Raw genomic sequence first — 16,098 nt, forward strand, 5'->3', positions numbered from 1 at the left:
AAATATCATATTAGGAGGTGGTGAGATGATAATCAGTTTCTCAGTCGAAAACTGGATGTCTTTCCGCGACCCAACCACCTTTTCGATGGTTGCCAGCCGAGAGCGTCAGCATGGAGAACGCGTTCCAAGGCTCGGCAAGTACCAAACGCGAGTTCTTCCGATTGCGGCAATTTATGGCGGCAATGCCTCTGGCAAGACTAATTTTTTTAAGGCTCTAAATTTTGCCAAGACGCTGGTTATTAAAGGTACCAGACCCGATAGCCTGATTCCAATTGAGACATTTCGATTGGATGTCGAGGGGAGAAATCAGCCTTCTCGCTTCGCTTTTGAACTGCTGATTGACGAGACCATCTACGATTTTAGCTTTGCAGTGACTCAAAAGGTGGTACTGGAAGAAAGAATGGTTAAGATTACGAGTACTAGTGAAAAAGTGCTCTATGATCGACGAGACGGCAATCTCAGCTTTGACAAATCGCTCTCCAAAGACGATTTTTTCCCATTCGTTTTCAGGGGAACCCGGGACAATCAGCTTTTCTTGACCAACTCCGTATCCCAAAATATCAACGATTTCAGGCCAGTCTATGACTGGTTTGAGAATACGCTTGTACTGGTGGCACCCGACTCGCGGTTTGATCTTTTCGAGATATTTCTTGATGAGGGACATCCACTTTACACGGCAATGAACGAGATGTTGCCACGGCTCGATACCGGAATTTCCCATCTTGGCAGTGAAGAAATTCCATTAGAAAATATATCGATTCCCGAGCCATTAAAGACCGAGCTTCAGGAAGAGGTCAAAGAAGGCATGGCTGTTCGGTTGCTGATGGAACCGCAGACCAATCGCATCGTGGTTACTCGCAAGGATGGAGAGTTAATCGCAAAAAGGCCGGTCACTTTCCACCCAAAATCGGATGGTACAGAGGCCAGGTTTGAGATTTACCAGGAATCTGAAGGTTCGCAACGAGTTATCGATCTCCTGCCTGCCTTTCTCGAGCTTTCAGCGCAAGTGTCGCAGAAGGTCTATGTCATTGATGAGATAGACCGCAGTCTGCATCCCTTACTGATCCGCCAATTGCTTGATGAATACCTGTCCAATTGCTCTACGGAAACCCGAACACAACTGTTGCTGACGACCCATAATGTTATGCTGATGGACCAGCAGTTGTTGCGCCGAGACGAAATGTGGGTGACAGAACGGGATGAGGCTGGCGTGTCGAGTCTGTTTTCTTTTAGCGAGTACAAAGATATTCGTTATGACAAGGATATTCGGAAAAGTTATTTGCAGGGGCGGATGGGAGGTATCCCTCGCATCTCGCCAGGATGATTATTTGCAAATCTTCATAATCCGGAGAAAATAGAGGAACGGACTGATGCCGTCGAGAAGACGTAGATTTCGCGCTGGCAGTCGAGGCAATCTGCGGCGCAGTTGCCGATTGGGTTGAAAACATTATTGGGGTTATATGATGCGGATAAAATTCGAACAACCTTACCTTTCGATAAAAAATCTTAATGAGATTGATTTACCAGATTTTACAATGCTGATTGGTCGAAATGGTGTTGGCAAGACACAACTACTTGAAGCGATAAAACAGGGGTATGTATCTGTTGCGGGTATTTCAAGTTCGGAAATTGAAATGTACGATCTCGATTCCTTCAGGCTAACAGATTCGCGAGATGCAAATTGGGAAAGCTCTTCTTTTGCTTCACGAGTGGCAGAAAAATATTTCACACAAGGGGCTGATTTGGCACCCGTGAAAACAGCTAAAAAAATTTTTAAGCAAGTTATAAGCGATTTCGGACTGATAGAGGGGTCCGATAGCCGTCGCCAATTTGAGGAAGAACTGAGAAATACAATTGTTGGAATGCAGGCATTTGGTGAATTTCCTATGGTAACGAGTGACGATGCACTTTCCACTTACTGTGAACTAATAAAAAATAAAGTCATCAGTCCTCTGGAAGCAAGATATATCGTCACTTTAGCTATGAATTTGACAGGAAAATTCCCACATGAAATCTGCCGAGACGATATTCTCTCTGCAGCGAACTTTCAAGGGAACTTTATCGAAAACACTCTAAATGAAGTATTTACGAGGTACAAAGTTGACCAGTTCTTATGGGCTCACACTGAGGGAGAGGAGGGTCCACTGAGCTTTCGAGACTTAATGTCGCAATACAGAAGAGAGAAAACACCCCCTTGGGAGACATTGCGAGAAAATTTGGACCAGATGCGCGAGGCTTCCGGGGATCCTGAACTATTCAATTTTGAATTTTCAGATCCGGAAGAAGACAGGATTAATTTTACTGATCATTCGCAATATTCATTTAAAACAAAAATGACGAATCGAGCGACGGGAGAAAGCTACTCGGTTACAAATCTCTCATCTGGCGAAAAAATTCTGATGTCGTTATTCTTAGCCACATTTAACCAGCGCATTGGCCGTCGCCAGCCCAAGCTCTTACTCTTGGATGAAGTAGATGTCGTACTTCATCCATCCATGATTTCCGCGCTAATTACCGGCCTCAAGAACCTATTTGTTAAGAATGGGACGCGAGTCATAATGGCCACCCATTCAGTAACGACGGTTTCTATGTTGGAGGAAGGAGAGATTTTTCGCGTTTCTCGAAAGGACAACAAGGTTCATGTCTCGCCCGTGACGAAATCCGAAGCAGTTTCCGAACTATCCGAGGGTATTGCAACAATAGATACCGGATTGAGAATTGCGTCGTCTAATGCTGCGCCGATCACAATTTTGACAGAAGGCAAAAACTCACTGCACCTCAAAAAATGGGCGAGCTTGTTCTATTCTGGAAAAGTTGATGTATTTGATGCTCTTCCTGACAAAACAGGTAAAGATCAGCTCAAAAGCTATGGTCAGCTTCTCGCGCATATGAAGACAAATTCTCATTTTTTGATCGTTTGGGACTGTGATGCCAAAATTATCGCTCAGAAATTGACTGATGAACTACCCAAGACAGCGAATGTAACAGCTTTTGCGTTTGAAAAGCGGGAGAACAAAATTGTTTCAAAAGGTATAGAAAACCTATATGATGAGGAAGTTTTGGAGCCATTTTCAAATCTGGTTACAGAAGTATCAACGAGCAAGGAAGTTGCTCGTTCGTTCGACAATAGGAAAAAGACTGAATTCGCAGAACATATCTTTACCGATGGCATCGAAGATCATTTTCAACATTTTGACGACCTTAAGTTGGTTGTAGAGGAAATATTGGAACAACTAAAAAATCAAAAATGAACGCAAAATTTCATGGAGTCCGTGGTTGGGATCACAAATTTTCTTAGGTAGTGTCTGAAAAGTCTAAATTTTCCTCTAAACCTATTTGGGCTATTCACCAAACCCTATAAAATAAGCTGTCTGATAAAATCGCTTACAGGTCATTTTAGGATCAAAAGTGACTTTTCAGACAGAACCTAGGAGAAGCTATGGATGTTGAATGGATAGAAATCGCCGAGCCTGCCAATTATAATGGTTCTGCTGTATATGAGATACGCATCGTAGAGAGAGGAGAGCCAGCTATAATAGATAGATTTTTGGCTTCAGACGATAGAGGCATTATTTCAATTGGTATGACTACCATGATGGAGACTCGAAGACGTAAGTTCGTATCAGGGATGACCCGAGGAAGGGGCCATTCTGAGGGAAATCTGCTCTTTAGGATACGACAATTTGCGCCTTTTGATCAGAAGTTTCCCAAGCCAGTGCTTCAATACAAGTTCTTCAAGGTCAAATCAAAAGAGGAAGCCGATAGGATGGAGGGCCACCGCATCAAAGCATATGTGAGAAAATTCGGCGAAGTGCCACCTCTAAATAGTGCCATTCCAAAGCGATATGATGAGGACGGATGGCAGGAGGAATTAGGATAATGAAAAAAAAGGGATGCAACTCATTTGATGATATGGATTGCTCAACGTCCAAACCTGTTGAAGAGTTCAATTGTAGTTCCAATAATAGAGGGCAAAGAGATTTGACTCTTGGTGCTCTTGTCTTCTATTACATTGATGAGCACAGGGATAGAATGAAGAGATACTTCAGACATTATAATCGGCAGACTCTAAATGATGCGATTAGAATTGCTGCGCTCTGCGTACTGCCTGGAGGAAAACGTCATGGACACCAAAGGAGAATAATACAGCCTGCACTTGATGAATCAGCAAGGAGACTCTTGGATGTTCAGGATGAAATTAAAATGTGCAGAGACTTTGAAGATTTGAGAGGTTTTGTAGATAGCACAATAAAGAATATCCGGGGCATTGGCACTCTGACTATTTATGACATATCACTGAGAATCGGAGCAAAACTTGGCTTATATCCCAAAGCTGTCTATCTGCACAGAGGAGTGATTAGTGGCGCAAAGGCTCTTGGGCTAAATTACAGGCAAAAATCAATACCAATTGAGGATATACCAGAGCCTATTTCGAGCAGTCTTGAGCCTTACGAAATTGAAGATTTTCTTTGTATCTGCAAAGAAGAGTTAGGGGATATAAGTCTCCAAAATACATAAGCCCCATAACCGCTTCGGTGAGTGACCGGAGACCGATGTGCGAGTTTTAGTGCATCAGGAGTTGACAGATATCTGACAGGAGCTATATTTCTTTATATGTTAATTGCAAAAATTCCTGACGATGCCCTTGTTGTTCGTGGCGGTAAAAACCGACCAGAAGACATTCGACGTGGAAGCGGAACACATCCAGATGGGATCGCAGGCGTATCAGTAGAAAGTAGTGAAGGTGTATCCATCTCTGAATTGGCAAGGATGATTCCACATGGGCAAGTTGGCGTGACAACCGTTGGTGAAATCCGAAAAGCTGGCGGTGATGTGGTGCGAACTTCTGGACGAAGCCCTTATCATGCGACATTGACAGGACTTACGTCCGAACAAATTAGTGAACTTTTTTTGCCAACAATTCCAAATCCCGCACGGGAGAAGTAAAAATGAAAAAATCAAGAGTATTCGCAGACTTTCACAACGCGGATGCACAAGGCAGGTTGCGTTTGAACTGCGTTGGGACCGTGGAAGACCTTACATGTCAGAAAATTGTTCTAAAAGAGGAGCAATCACTGATCCTTTATAGCGAAGATTTAGAAGTTGATGGTGTGGTTCGATACTCCAAAAAAGAAAATTTGTGGGTTGCTGTGATTGATTGGGATGCCATTCGAGAGGTTGTCCCTGTAGTGTCTCAAACAGAACACCATAGCCCGGTTTGACAGCCTTCAAACCGTTCAATCGGATATTATTTTAAAGCCCAGCGGCCTTTTTAAACCGTTGGGCTTTAATTATTGGGGCTTCACTGGCGGCTTCAGTAGATTTGTCTCCAGGCATAAGAAGAGAGAACTTCAAGCAAAATCGGTCTTGATAAATTCCGATTCTCAATGTATTCTGATTGAGAATGCGATAAGGGCTGACTACTGGGGACGGCACAGGGGCCGTCCCCTACGACAATATTGTTAATCCGGTGTTTGTAGGGGCGACCCCCTGTGGTCGCCCGCTGATGTGATTTTACAGAGAGGTGAAACGTTCAGGGAGACAACATATGAAAAAAATTCTCATTACGGGCATGAGTGGGCTTATTGGCGGGGCTGTTCGCGAGCAGCTTGAGGGCAAGTATGAGCTTCGCGCGCTCAATCGCCGCGATGTGGCTGGTGTGGATTGTCGGCGGGCTGATATTTCGGATTTTGACGCGATTTGTCCGGCGTTTGAGGGGGTTGATACGGTTGTGCATCTGGCTGCTGCGATTAGAAGCGATTTTGAGGGGTTTGTCGCGCACAATATCGTGGGGACTTATAATGTTTTTGAAGCGGCGCTCCGCGCCGGGGTCAAGCGCGTTATTTTTGCGAGTAGCGGTTCGGTGACAGCGGGTTGGGAGAATGATTCGCCGTATGGTGCGATTGTGTCGGGGCGATACGATGAGGTGCCCGAGAGTTGGGATAAGTTTTCCCACAGGACGCCTACGCGCCCGCGTGGGATTTACGGTTGTACAAAGGTCTGGGGCGAGGCTTTGGCGCGGCATTATGCCGATAGTACGGATCTGTCTGTTATTTGTCTTCGCATTGGTGCAGTGAATGCCGAGGATCAGCCCAATGGTACGCGCGGTTATTCTGTGTGGTGCAGTCAAAGTACGATTGCCGGCATGGTCGAGTCGTGTATTGAGGTGTCCGATGATCTCAAGTTTGATATTTTCTATGTGGTTTCGAATAACAAATACAGCTATCGGGATATGACGCATGCGCGCGATGTGCTGGGTTTTGAACCCGAGGGGGATGCGGAGGATTATCGCTGATGTACAGGACGATTTTTTTTGATGGGTATGGGACGCTTTTTGACAAGGCTTTTGATGCGCTGTATGAGACGTGTCAGATTATTGTCGATGATTTGCAGATCGATATGAGTAAGGAGGCGTTTCTCGATCACTGGGATCGCTACTTTTTTCCTCTGTTGAGAGAGGGAGATTTTATCTCGTTTTGGGATGCGCATATTATTGGCCTGGAGAAGACGTTTGCCGATTTGAATGTGCGGGCGAATCCCGAGTCTTATACGGCAGGTCTTTTTGATGCTTTTGGCTGCGTGCCCGTTTTTTGCGATGTAAAACCCACTCTTGATGTTTTGTCCGATGTGAAAACCGGTGTGATTTCCAATGCGGATCACGGGCATCTCACGTCTGCTTTGCGTGCTAATGATCTGAGTTTTCCGGTTGTGGTCAGTTCGGAATCCACGCGGTGTTATAAGCCAAATCCCGATATTTTCTTTTCTGCTTTTGAGGCTCTCGGTGCCGATCCCGATCAGACTTTGTATGTCGGCGATTCACAGGAGGACGATATTGTGGGTGCAAGGCGGGCTGGTATTTCCATTGCCTGGCTCAACCGGGATGGGGCTGTGCGGCGGGACGATATTCCGGAGCCAGATTATGAGATTAGCAGTTTGTTGGAGTTGAGCGATATTTTGGGAGAGAAATGATGCGACCGACTGAAATGGAGGAATATCTTTTTGATTTGCGCGGCTATATTGTGCTGAAAAATGCCGTGGATGCCGAGCATCTCGTCGAACTCAATGAGATTATCGATACGTATGACGATCTCGAACCCGATGGATGGCGGGGGTGGGTTCATCGGAGCGGGGGGCCACGACATTTGCACAATATTTTTGAGATGGGTGAACCTTTTGAACGCTTGATTGACCATTCATCGTGGGTTCATCACATGGGGCGCTTTGTCGGTGGGGATGATGGTCTTTTTATAGATGAGTCATTTATTGATATTCGGTCTCGGGGCGGTGCGACGCGCATTCATTCGGGCGCGCACAAGCGGCGCATCCGCACGCAGTTTCGCTTTCACAACAATCAGTTTCGCTGTGGGCAGATCAATATTTTGCTGGCGCTTAACGATATTGGGGATGGCGATGGGGCGACGATGGCGATTCCCGGTTCGCACAAGTCCAATTTGCTTCATCCCGCGTTTGAGGATCCCAAAGGTACGGGTAGTGGGCATTCGCTGGACCGCGTTGAAGCGGCTGTTCAGATTCAGCTCGATGCGGGTGATGCGGTTTTTTTTGTGGATTGTATGGCGCACGGTTCGTCAGAGCGCACGCGCCCCGGTGAGCGTCGCGTTGCTATTATTCGCTATGGTCCGCACTGGGGTAATGACCGATACGGCTATCAGCCTTCGCCCGAGTTGATTGCGCGTTTGACGCCCGAACGACGTAAGATTGTTCAGCCTCTGCCGCCTAAGATGCCGCCGGGTGTGCAGTGGACGAATAGACGAATAGACGAATAGACGAATAGACGAATAGACGAATCCTACCCTACCACCCCAAGTTAGTCCGAACTGCGTCGTTGATTCGTTGATTCGCTGATTCGTTGATTCGCAGATGAACTGCTGGCGCAGTTGTACACCACTACATTGATTTGAGGAGTTGTTCGCATGATAGATAAGATACACGCCCCTCTCGCCCGTTTTACTGTGCTCGATTTGACCCGTGTGCGCGCGGGTCCCACTGCTGTGCGTCAGCTTGCGGATTGGGGGGCGAATATTATTAAAATTGAACCGCCTGAAAGTATTGACGAGGCAAAGACTATGGGGGGACCGCGTCACGGGCCGGATTTTCAGAATTTGCACAGAAACAAACGCGGGATGACTTTGAATCTCAAAGCCGATGCGGGTCGCGAGGCGTTTTTCCGCATGGTTAAGCGCGCGGATGTGGTTGTGGAGAATTTTCGGCCGGATGTTAAAGATCGCCTCGATATTGGGTATGAGAGGTGTAAGAGAGAGAATCCGGGTATTGTGTACGCGAGTATTTCGGGATTTGGGCAGGAGGGACCATATAGATTGCGCCCGGGCTTTGATCAGATTGCACAGGGTATGGGGGGGTTAATGTGGATTACGGGTTTGCCGGGGCAGGGTCCGGTGCGCGTTGGGGTGCCGATTGCAGATCTCGCTTCGGGTTTGTACACCGCTATTGGTATTCTCACTGCTTTGCTTCAGCGCGAGGAGACCGGGGAGGGGCAGTGGGTGCATACGTCATTGCTGGAAGCACAAATTGCGATGCTGGATTTTCAGGCGGCGCGATGGTTGATTGCAAATGAGGTGCCCGAGCAAGCGGGCAATAATCATCCCACGAGTATTCCGACGGGTGTGTTTCAGACCCGCGATGGGTATATCAATATTGCCTGTAGTGGAGAGCAGATGTGGCAGCGCCTGTGCGATGTGCTGGGTGCTGGAGATTTGTACAGGGATGAGAGGTTTTCCAATGGCGGAGTGCGGTTGACAAATCGGGATGCGCTGAATGAGAGTTTGCAAAAGTATTTTATAGGGCAAGATAGTGCCCATTGGATTGATGCGCTGAATGAAGCGGGTGTGCCGTGTGGGCCAATTTATAAGATGGATGAGATGTGGTCTGATCCGCAGGTTATGCACTTGAAGATGTCGCGTTCGGTGACTAACCGCGTTATGGGGGATTACGATGTGGTGAGGAATGCGACTAATTTGAGCAATGCGCCAGATCTGCCCTACAGGGCGTCGCCCGAACGGGGTGAGCATACGGATGAGATTTTGAGTGAGTTTGGGTTTTCGGAAGGTGAAATTGCGGCTATGAAAGAGGAGAATGTCGTTTGATGTTCTCTGTGGGGAGTTCAATGACAGATAAAATTATTGTGCAGAAAGATGGCGGTGTTGGACATATTCGCCTGAATCAGCCAGAGAAACACAATGCCATTTCTTATGAGATGTGGCAGGGTATGGCGCGGGCGATTGACGATTTTGAATCGGACGATGCGGTTCGCGTTATTGTGCTTTCGGGCGAGGGCGGCAGGGCGTTTTCTGCGGGGGCGGATATTTCGCAGTTTGAAGCGCAACGCGGGACGGCAGATGCGGTGGAGGTGTATAATGCGACTATGGGGCGCGCTTATGAGAAGCTCGCGCAGGTGCTCAAGCCCACGATTGCCAAAATTGCGGGGTATTGTATTGGTGGTGGACTTGCTACTGCGCTGTGTTGCGATTTGCGGATTGCGTCCGATGATTCGTCTTTTGCCATTCCCGCTGCGAAGCTGGGCCTGGGGTATGGGTACGGTGCGCTCAAACCGCTTGTGGGTTTGGTGGGTCCTGCCAATGCGTGCGAGATTTTGTTCACGGCGCGTCGGTTCAATGCTTCTGAGGCGTATCACATGGGTCTGATTAACCGGGTTTTGTCGCGGGATGAGTTAGACGCTTATGTGGATGATTATGCCGAGACCATTGCGGGTAATGCGCCGCTTACGATCAGGGCGAGCAAGCAGATTATTGCAGAGATTGGCAAAGATGCAGATCAGCGCGATCTCGATTTGTGCCAGCGGGTTATTGATGCCTGTTTTGCGAGCGAGGATTACAAAGAGGGCCGCGTAGCATTTATGGAGAAGCGCAAGCCAGATTTTCAGGGGCGATAGTTTATTCCCAGAGTGCTTTTAGTCGCGGGATCAAAATTTCTGTGTCGCGGTCGTGGATTTCTCCTTGCCACATTTGATTTGTTTGTACGGGCGAGCGGTCAAAGGATGCCTGCATCAGGTCGGGCAGGTCCAGTGTGCGGAAGCGCGTTTTGAAATAGCCGTCTTCTGTGAGCCAGATTTCGCGGAAGCCCAGTGGGAAACCAATCAGGCAGGCGGTGTCAACGATGAGGAAGTCGCGATATGTGCGGATGCGGTTGATGTGTCTGTGTCCGGTGAAGATGGCTATGACAGCGGGCAGGTCTTTTACGGCTTCCATGAGTTGCTCGGCGTTGGTGACAATGCCACCCGGTACGAAGTCGGCCTGTGCTTCGTATTGGGGGAAGACCCAGGGGTGAATGAACAGGATGAGGGCGCAACGGTCATTATGAGCTTTTGCGGCGGCTTCGCGCAAGATGCGGTCGTGTGCTTCTGTCCATGTGCCCAAACTGTCTTTTAGAGGGCTGATGGGATATACGTTGGCGAGCGCCAGGCGCAGGCGCGGCGCGGCTTCGACGATGTCCAGGGTTTCGGGGATTGGAAATTGTCTGGCAAAAGCCTCAAAGCTCCCTTCCTGTGCATCGCAATCGTGATTGCCCGGGACGTAGTATGTGGGCGCGTGAAGGCCGTCAAACGCGTTTTTGGCTTCATCTATGGTTTGCAAATAAATATCATAAGGTATTTCAAATGCGCCACCTCCGCAGACCACGTCGCCGCCGTGTACGATGAAGTCCGCTTTGCAGGCGTTGATGGCGGGTACCATTGCACGGTGTATTTCATGGCTGCGCGTTAGCATTTTGGGCGCGCCGAAGTCTTTTTCGGCTGCGGCGTGGTGATGGCTGTCTGTGACAAAGACAAAGTGTGAAGGCATGGGGTCTCCTTGGGTCAAGGGTGTGTTGTGCTAAATTGAAAGGCGTAGAGCCGGGCGCAGAGGATATGAAATCTCAGTTTTACGGTTGTTCCAATCAGGGTGCGTACATCGCCGCCCGACCAGGAGACGCGATGGCGCACGGAGTCGCCGATTACGGGTTGGCACGATAGGCGATCAAATCCTTCGATTACTTCATTTGTGTCGTTCAAAATTTCGACGCGTATTTCTCCCCAGGTTGCATCTGCGTTTATTTCCAGGTGGGTGCCCGAGAATTGTATGGGTATGGTTGTGATTGTGCCGCCGCTCGGTTTTTCACCTGCGTCAATCGAGATGAATCCATCCAGGCGCAGTGTTGCCAGACCAATGCCGCTTTTTTCTTTAAACGGACGTCCCATTCCATTCCAGTGTGGCCGGTTGCTGCCGTGATAGTAGATGTGGATTTGATCTTTTACGACTGATGGCGCGCCGACCATGATTTCTTCCGATTCGTAACTGTTTGGTTCTCCCAGCGGGATGAAGATCTCGCGGTTTCCCGCCCGATTCCAATGTGCATTGTCCCGACTCGTGGCCAATTGTACCTGAAGTTTTCCCGTTCGCCAATCAAAAAGGCTGGGCATCATAATATAGGCATAATCCGCTTGCGGGTACTTAAATGCAGCGGATGTGTATATGTCTGTGTCTTCGGGGTCGCGCTCATCTGGTTTCAGGACGATTGTCGGTGTGGTCCAGTGGATGAAGTCTTCGGATTCGATGCGTCCCAATGCGCGGTGCCGCTTTCGCGGTCTCTGGTTTATGCGTACGTACGCGACGTATTTGTCGTTGTCCTGGACCGCGACGTTGAATGTGTCAAAGACGCCGGGTAAGACGGTTTTGGGGTGTTTTGTCCAGTGGATGCCGTCTGGGGAGAATGCGACTTTTAGTCCGCCACCTTCTTCGATGGTTTTGTAGAGCATTTTGTATTTTTTGTTCTTTTTATCGTGTGTTTTTAAGACGCATACGCCGCCACTACCGCCGGGTCCGGGATCCAGTAGCAAATTGTTTTTTGCGGATCCTTCATAGGGCAGGATGTTGAGGGCGGGTTTTGTCCATTTGAGCCCGTCTTCAGAGGTGGCATAAGCCATGAGTACCGCGCTGTCTTTGCCGTATTTGCAGGTTCGGTTTGTGTACCACATTTTGTAGATTTGGTCTTCTTTATCCCACAGGACGGAGCCGTAGAGTTGTACCTGCAATTCCCAGGGCGTGTCGGGTACGAGCAGCGGGTTTTGCGGATGTTTGACCGGCTGGTGCATGACATAGCGAATCCCTTCGGCGCGTTCTACCAGAAATCCGTCGTCCAGAAAGAGCTGCTTCTGATCGCCCACATCGATGTGACGCGCCACATGCCGGGGCCAGCTTGCGTAATTTATGTCTGATGCCATGAGATTGTCTCCTCAGATATACCGAAATCCGCTGATGTTGTTGAGAGGTAGTATAATTAACTACGTGGATTTATGCGACGAAATTTGTTTCGGATGCGGTAGTTTTACAGACCTATCGCACGGAACGCAATATAGACTCTTGAAAGATGTACAGAGAATCGCTATGTTTATATAGTGTTTGGCAAATTGATGTGCGAAATACAGGATAAAGGATTGTAGTATGAGCAAGACTGCTGATGACTCCGAGAAGGTTCGCTGGTGGCCTTTTTGGTTGATACTTTCATTTGTCGTAATTTTTTGGTTCCTATTCCTTATTGAATTGTTTCCTTGGTGGGTTACTGATCATAGAGGGCAATTTGGTGACTCGTTTGGGGTCATCAATGCACTGTTCTCTGGGTTGGCTTTTGCGGGTGTCATTTGTGCAATACTACTTCAAAAGAAGGAACTTGAGCTTCAACGGAAGGAGTTAAAGGACACACGTACCGAAATCAGGGGGCAAAAGGAAACACTTCAGAAGCAGAATTTTGAGAGTTCCTTTTTTCAACTTCTTGGTCTGTATAATGATATTGTTGGTTCATTGATTATGTCAAAGGGGAAGGTTTTTAATTCCAAAGGGTTCCCGGTAGGTCAGAGTTTGGGAGAGTATCGTGGACGTGAATGTTTTGAGAATTTACTCACAAGATTTAAGAATTTCTATGATCAAGATAAGGAAGATGAAAAAAATAAGGAAATATCTCAGGATATAGAGGATGATGACGACTCTTACTTATTTGCATATATAGACAAGACATGCGAAAATTTTTTTACTAATTATCAATCGCATATTAGTCATTATTTTCGACACCTGTATCATGTTGTCAAATTTGTTGATCACAGCGATCAAGAAGTTAAAGCAAAAAAGTTCTATACCGATCTCATACGCGCACAACTGTCAAGTGAAGAAATGGGTCTTCTCTTTTACTATGGTCTGAGTGACCAAGGAGCCAAATTCAAGGATTTGGTTGAGAAATATGCCCTTTTTGAGGACATGCCTTCAAAAGTGCTTATAGATGAAGAACACCGGAAGCTCTACGCCCCGAGTGCTTATGGCGAAATGGTGTATGAATGCGAGTGAGCGGTGTACAACTGCGGTAGCAGTTCATTTGATTGAAATGATACTCAAAGGTCTCTATGAAAGTCTTTTGGACAGACTATCTAAAATACAAAGCCTCTTTACGCAGATTTGATCTGTTCGTAATTGAAAATATAGTCAGACATTCTTCTGAGCGATATTCCGATGTGGTCACTGGCCGCCGTGTTGCTGTTGGGCGTTGCGATAACAAGTTGGTCTTGATTCCTTATGAATCGGAAGGTGACGTTATAACACCCGTGACTATCCATGTCACCACACGGCAGCAAATCAATGTTCGAATTAAAACAGGGAGATTCATCTATGGGTAATACAAAGATGAGGTACTTTGAGCAAGAAGACATCTTATACCTGGCGATTTCTGATGATCCAGAAAATGGCAGCATTGAACTCAGTCCCAATATCACAGCAGAATACAACGATAAAGGTGAACTCATTGGCATTGAAATTCTCAAGGCCAGTGACTTTATTCGAGATTCGGTTGCAGAGTCTGTACAGGGAAAAATGCTTCACTTGCTCAAGTGAGAATCTGAAAGAGCACACGTAGAAAACAGATAATCATCACGACCTCAAAGGTCAGAAAATTATGGCTACTATGAGTAATTACACCCTGCGACTGCTCGCCTCGCTTAAAGCCGAGGCGGAAAAAGTGGCAGAGGAAGAGGGCACAACGCTCAACCAGTTTATTAACGTGGCTGTGGCGGAGAAGTTGGCTGCTTTGCGGACGGCCCGCTATTTTCAAGAACGCGCCACACGTGCTGATTTGGAGGCTTTTGATCATTTTCTGGGGACGGCGGGCGATGAGTCACCAGGCTGTGGGGATGAGATACTGCCAGCAGAAAATTGATGTTCGAGTGCAGAATCTGTACAAGAAAAGACTTCTCAACTATGGAGAGAACAGATGAATTATCAGATAACAGCTCTTATTGAACGCGAGGGCGATGGCTACGTATCTCGGTGTCCTGAATTAGATGTGTGCAGCCAGGGAGATAGTATTGAAGAGGCACGAGCTAATTTGCAAGAGGCTGTGGAGTTGTTTTTGGAATGTGCTTCGCCTGAAGAAATAGAGGAGGTCTATCACGCTGCCCGAGTTTGAGAATGCAAAGGGATTTTACACACGGAACGGGGCAATCAGTCCACAAGATCGGGACACTGATTGTCCTATTATTTTTTGACTATTATATTGCAATCTCGACGAAAAATTGTTATTATTGCAATATGATTCACAAATTTTCCATATCTAATTTCCATTCGGTCCGCGAAGAAGTGGTTCTTGACCTGCGTATTCCGGGCACTGCCCCCGACCTGCCGCGGTTCCGAAGGAGCACAGCAAAGCCGGATATTCGGCTTCCTTCCGTCGTCGTGCTTATAGGTCCCAACGGATCGGGCAAGACAACGTTGCTCAGTGCGCTGGTCGCTACAGCCTTCACTGCCACATTCTCATCATCCACTGAGGAGATCAGACCGATCATGGGCTTTTTACCCTTTTGGGCTAAGGAAACCAGAAATGAACCGACGCGGTTTTGCCTGGAGTTCGAAGCAGATTGGCTGGGAGAAGCCCATCAGTTGTTCCGATACGAGTTGGCAGTGGTACGCAGTGGTAATGATTCTTTCTTCTCTTACGAAGCCCTGTCCCACTTTCCAAAGGGTCGCCCCCGACGCCTTTTCGAGCGCGGTGCCCCGGGAGAACCTATATATGTTTCTCACGAATTTGGCCTTAAGCCCAAAGATGATCGTCTCCAGGCAGTTCGAGCAGACACATCGGTGATCGCCACGCTCAATCTGCTCAATATATCTCTGGCGATGCGTATTGTGAAATGGATGAAAGAATTTCTTTTGTCATCCAATATCATGATTCGCGAGAGATGGGCACCTCCAACCCAAACGGTGATGGATCTATTCGAGGACAACTCCGATATGGAATCCTGGGTTAGAAATCATATCCGATCCAGTGATTTGGGAATTCAAGATATAACTATTTCTGAACAATCTGGAAAAAAGGAAGTGTTCTTTAACCATCACGGGCTTGACATGCCGATCCCCCTGAGTTTTGAATCCAGTGGAACGAAACGCCTGTTCCATCTGCTGCCTCAGATCGGTATAGCGCTCAGCAACGGCGTTCCTGCTGTCCTCGACGAGATAGACGCCGATCTTCATGTGGATATCGCCAGCGAAATTCTTAGCTGGTTCCGTTCCCAGGAGACTAATCCTTCAGGCGCACAGCTTTTTGTCTCCTCTCACAATGTCGGTCTGCTCGACAATCTGGAAAAGGAGGAGATTTTTATTGTCGAGAAGGACAGTAGTGGCGCGACCCGTGTGCATGGAGCACAAGATGTGCAGGGTCTTCGCCGAGATACGCGTCTCTATCCCAAATACCGGGCGGGGGTGCTCGGTGGTATTCCAAAGATTGGTTAAAAAGTGAACTGAAAAGACTTCTCAAAATCCTCGGTCTTTGATTTTTGTCGAAAAGTACAAAGGACATGCACTCGATATGAATGCGTGTCCTTTGTGTTTATAACTGATGTTACGCAGTCCTTCAGATAAGCCATCACGAAACACACCCTCACAAAACGCCATCAATCAAAGCCATATGCACAGCGCGTTTTTCCGTCAACCGCCGTCCTTTTTGTTTGCATCCAACTTTGAAGGCCACTACATGGCGTGCAGGCACCTGAGTAGTTTGCGCTGTGCAAGCCCCTCGGCGTTTGAGAGCGGC

19 protein-coding genes are annotated in these 16,098 nt (G+C 47.6%); 17 read left to right on the top strand and 2 right to left on the bottom strand.

All coding sequences use genetic code 11. The features are described from left to right. Nucleotides 1-25 precede the first annotated feature (25 nt). From F4Y39_22735 to F4Y39_22785, 11 genes are all read left to right on the top strand, one after another. Nucleotides 26-1,324 carry an ATP-binding protein gene (locus F4Y39_22735; GenBank protein ID MYC16556.1) on the top strand — a complete coding sequence of 433 codons (1,299 nt, stop codon included), beginning with the start codon at nucleotides 26-28 and terminating at the stop codon, nucleotides 1,322-1,324. A gap of 136 nt (nucleotides 1,325-1,460) precedes the next feature. Next, nucleotides 1,461-3,251, top strand: a complete 1,791-nt coding sequence (locus F4Y39_22740) for an ATP-binding protein (protein ID MYC16557.1) — start codon at nucleotides 1,461-1,463, stop codon at nucleotides 3,249-3,251. Between the two features lie 188 nt (nucleotides 3,252-3,439). Further along, entirely contained in the window at nucleotides 3,440-3,880 is a 441-nt protein-coding gene (locus F4Y39_22745) for a hypothetical protein (GenBank protein MYC16558.1), read from the top strand. Further along, entirely contained in the window at nucleotides 3,859-4,518 is a 660-nt protein-coding gene (locus tag F4Y39_22750; GenBank protein ID MYC16559.1) for a hypothetical protein, read from the top strand. The genes F4Y39_22745 and F4Y39_22750 overlap by 22 nt, the downstream gene beginning before the upstream one ends. 96 nt (nucleotides 4,519-4,614) lie before the next feature. Further along, nucleotides 4,615-4,947: a flavoredoxin gene (locus tag F4Y39_22755; protein MYC16560.1), complete on the top strand. Its 333-nt coding sequence runs from the start codon at nucleotides 4,615-4,617 to the stop codon at nucleotides 4,945-4,947. Between the two features lie 2 nt (nucleotides 4,948-4,949). Then, nucleotides 4,950-5,222, top strand: coding sequence for a hypothetical protein (locus tag F4Y39_22760; GenBank protein MYC16561.1), 273 nt, complete (start codon nucleotides 4,950-4,952; stop codon nucleotides 5,220-5,222). A 326-nt stretch (nucleotides 5,223-5,548) separates the two neighbouring features. Next, nucleotides 5,549-6,295 (top strand): NAD(P)-dependent oxidoreductase, encoded by a 747-nt coding sequence (locus F4Y39_22765; GenBank protein ID MYC16562.1) that lies wholly within the window; start codon nucleotides 5,549-5,551, stop codon nucleotides 6,293-6,295. After that, the gene (locus tag F4Y39_22770) at nucleotides 6,295-6,969 is read left to right on the top strand and encodes an HAD family hydrolase (protein MYC16563.1); all 675 of its coding nucleotides are present in this window, start codon (nucleotides 6,295-6,297) and stop codon (nucleotides 6,967-6,969) included. Before F4Y39_22765 ends, F4Y39_22770 begins: the two co-directional genes overlap by 1 nt. Further along, nucleotides 6,966-7,784, top strand: a complete 819-nt coding sequence (locus tag F4Y39_22775) for a phytanoyl-CoA dioxygenase family protein (GenBank protein ID MYC16564.1) — start codon at nucleotides 6,966-6,968, stop codon at nucleotides 7,782-7,784. Before F4Y39_22770 ends, F4Y39_22775 begins: the two co-directional genes overlap by 4 nt. A gap of 147 nt (nucleotides 7,785-7,931) precedes the next feature. Beyond that, nucleotides 7,932-9,122: a CoA transferase gene (locus F4Y39_22780; protein ID MYC16565.1), complete on the top strand. Its 1,191-nt coding sequence runs from the start codon at nucleotides 7,932-7,934 to the stop codon at nucleotides 9,120-9,122. A 20-nt stretch (nucleotides 9,123-9,142) separates the two neighbouring features. Then, entirely contained in the window at nucleotides 9,143-9,928 is a 786-nt protein-coding gene (locus F4Y39_22785; protein MYC16566.1) for an enoyl-CoA hydratase, read from the top strand. Between the two features lies 1 nt (nucleotide 9,929). Here F4Y39_22785 and F4Y39_22790 read toward each other — a convergent pair whose 3' ends face one another. Together F4Y39_22790 and F4Y39_22795 are read right to left on the bottom strand one after the other, a co-directional pair. Next, nucleotides 9,930-10,835 carry a metallophosphoesterase gene (locus F4Y39_22790; GenBank protein MYC16567.1) on the bottom strand — a complete coding sequence of 302 codons (906 nt, stop codon included), beginning with the start codon at nucleotides 10,833-10,835 and terminating at the stop codon, nucleotides 9,930-9,932. Nucleotides 10,836-10,849: 14 nt separating this feature from the next. Continuing rightward, nucleotides 10,850-12,253, bottom strand: a complete 1,404-nt coding sequence (locus tag F4Y39_22795; GenBank protein MYC16568.1) for a hypothetical protein — start codon at nucleotides 12,251-12,253, stop codon at nucleotides 10,850-10,852. A 220-nt stretch (nucleotides 12,254-12,473) separates the two neighbouring features. On the opposite strand from F4Y39_22795, the gene F4Y39_22800 reads away from it, so the two are divergent. The 6 genes from F4Y39_22800 to F4Y39_22825 all read left to right on the top strand — a co-directional run bounded on the left by F4Y39_22800 (nucleotide 12,474) and on the right by F4Y39_22825 (nucleotide 15,797). After that, nucleotides 12,474-13,367: a hypothetical protein gene (locus F4Y39_22800; protein ID MYC16569.1), complete on the top strand. Its 894-nt coding sequence runs from the start codon at nucleotides 12,474-12,476 to the stop codon at nucleotides 13,365-13,367. Between the two features lie 56 nt (nucleotides 13,368-13,423). Next, nucleotides 13,424-13,693: a hypothetical protein gene (locus tag F4Y39_22805; GenBank protein MYC16570.1), complete on the top strand. Its 270-nt coding sequence runs from the start codon at nucleotides 13,424-13,426 to the stop codon at nucleotides 13,691-13,693. Then, nucleotides 13,686-13,907, top strand: coding sequence for a DUF2283 domain-containing protein (locus F4Y39_22810; GenBank protein ID MYC16571.1), 222 nt, complete (start codon nucleotides 13,686-13,688; stop codon nucleotides 13,905-13,907). Before F4Y39_22805 ends, F4Y39_22810 begins: the two co-directional genes overlap by 8 nt. Nucleotides 13,908-13,977: 70 nt before the next feature. Beyond that, on the top strand, nucleotides 13,978-14,229 hold the full coding sequence (locus F4Y39_22815; GenBank protein ID MYC16572.1) for a hypothetical protein: 252 nt from the start codon (nucleotides 13,978-13,980) through the stop codon (nucleotides 14,227-14,229). 54 nt (nucleotides 14,230-14,283) lie between these two features. Continuing rightward, nucleotides 14,284-14,478 carry a type II toxin-antitoxin system HicB family antitoxin gene (locus F4Y39_22820; protein ID MYC16573.1) on the top strand — a complete coding sequence of 65 codons (195 nt, stop codon included), beginning with the start codon at nucleotides 14,284-14,286 and terminating at the stop codon, nucleotides 14,476-14,478. 2 nt (nucleotides 14,479-14,480) lie between these two features. Further along, nucleotides 14,481-15,797 (top strand): AAA family ATPase, encoded by a 1,317-nt coding sequence (locus F4Y39_22825; GenBank protein ID MYC16574.1) that lies wholly within the window; start codon nucleotides 14,481-14,483, stop codon nucleotides 15,795-15,797. Nucleotides 15,798-16,098: the final 301 nt, after the last annotated feature.

Source organism: Gemmatimonadota bacterium, assembly GCA_009838845.1.
Taxonomy (GTDB): Bacteria; Latescibacterota; UBA2968; order UBA2968; family UBA2968; genus VXRD01.

Excerpts from the sequence above, each read along its gene's own strand:
- F4Y39_22785 (MYC16566.1), top strand. The coding sequence starts at position 9,143 with ATGACAGATAAAATTATTGTGCAGAAAGATGGCGGTGTTGGACATATT.
- F4Y39_22745 (MYC16558.1), top strand. The coding sequence starts at position 3,440 with ATGGATGTTGAATGGATAGAAATCGCCGAGCCTGCCAATTATAATGGT.
- F4Y39_22795 (MYC16568.1), bottom strand. The coding sequence starts at position 12,253 with ATGGCATCAGACATAAATTACGCAAGCTGGCCCCGGCATGTGGCGCGT.
- F4Y39_22750 (MYC16559.1), top strand. The coding sequence starts at position 3,859 with ATGGCAGGAGGAATTAGGATAATGAAAAAAAAGGGATGCAACTCATTT.
- F4Y39_22825 (MYC16574.1), top strand. The coding sequence starts at position 14,481 with ATGCAAAGGGATTTTACACACGGAACGGGGCAATCAGTCCACAAGATC.
- F4Y39_22820 (MYC16573.1), top strand. The coding sequence starts at position 14,284 with ATGAATTATCAGATAACAGCTCTTATTGAACGCGAGGGCGATGGCTAC.
- F4Y39_22735 (MYC16556.1), top strand. The coding sequence starts at position 26 with ATGATAATCAGTTTCTCAGTCGAAAACTGGATGTCTTTCCGCGACCCA.
- F4Y39_22805 (MYC16570.1), top strand. The coding sequence starts at position 13,424 with ATGAAAGTCTTTTGGACAGACTATCTAAAATACAAAGCCTCTTTACGC.
- F4Y39_22765 (MYC16562.1), top strand. The coding sequence starts at position 5,549 with ATGAAAAAAATTCTCATTACGGGCATGAGTGGGCTTATTGGCGGGGCT.
- F4Y39_22810 (MYC16571.1), top strand. The coding sequence starts at position 13,686 with ATGGGTAATACAAAGATGAGGTACTTTGAGCAAGAAGACATCTTATAC.
- F4Y39_22775 (MYC16564.1), top strand. The coding sequence starts at position 6,966 with ATGATGCGACCGACTGAAATGGAGGAATATCTTTTTGATTTGCGCGGC.
- F4Y39_22790 (MYC16567.1), bottom strand. The coding sequence starts at position 10,835 with ATGCCTTCACACTTTGTCTTTGTCACAGACAGCCATCACCACGCCGCA.
- F4Y39_22780 (MYC16565.1), top strand. The coding sequence starts at position 7,932 with ATGATAGATAAGATACACGCCCCTCTCGCCCGTTTTACTGTGCTCGAT.
- F4Y39_22800 (MYC16569.1), top strand. The coding sequence starts at position 12,474 with ATGAGCAAGACTGCTGATGACTCCGAGAAGGTTCGCTGGTGGCCTTTT.
- F4Y39_22760 (MYC16561.1), top strand. The coding sequence starts at position 4,950 with ATGAAAAAATCAAGAGTATTCGCAGACTTTCACAACGCGGATGCACAA.
- F4Y39_22755 (MYC16560.1), top strand. The coding sequence starts at position 4,615 with ATGTTAATTGCAAAAATTCCTGACGATGCCCTTGTTGTTCGTGGCGGT.
- F4Y39_22740 (MYC16557.1), top strand. The coding sequence starts at position 1,461 with ATGATGCGGATAAAATTCGAACAACCTTACCTTTCGATAAAAAATCTT.
- F4Y39_22815 (MYC16572.1), top strand. The coding sequence starts at position 13,978 with ATGAGTAATTACACCCTGCGACTGCTCGCCTCGCTTAAAGCCGAGGCG.
- F4Y39_22770 (MYC16563.1), top strand. The coding sequence starts at position 6,295 with ATGTACAGGACGATTTTTTTTGATGGGTATGGGACGCTTTTTGACAAG.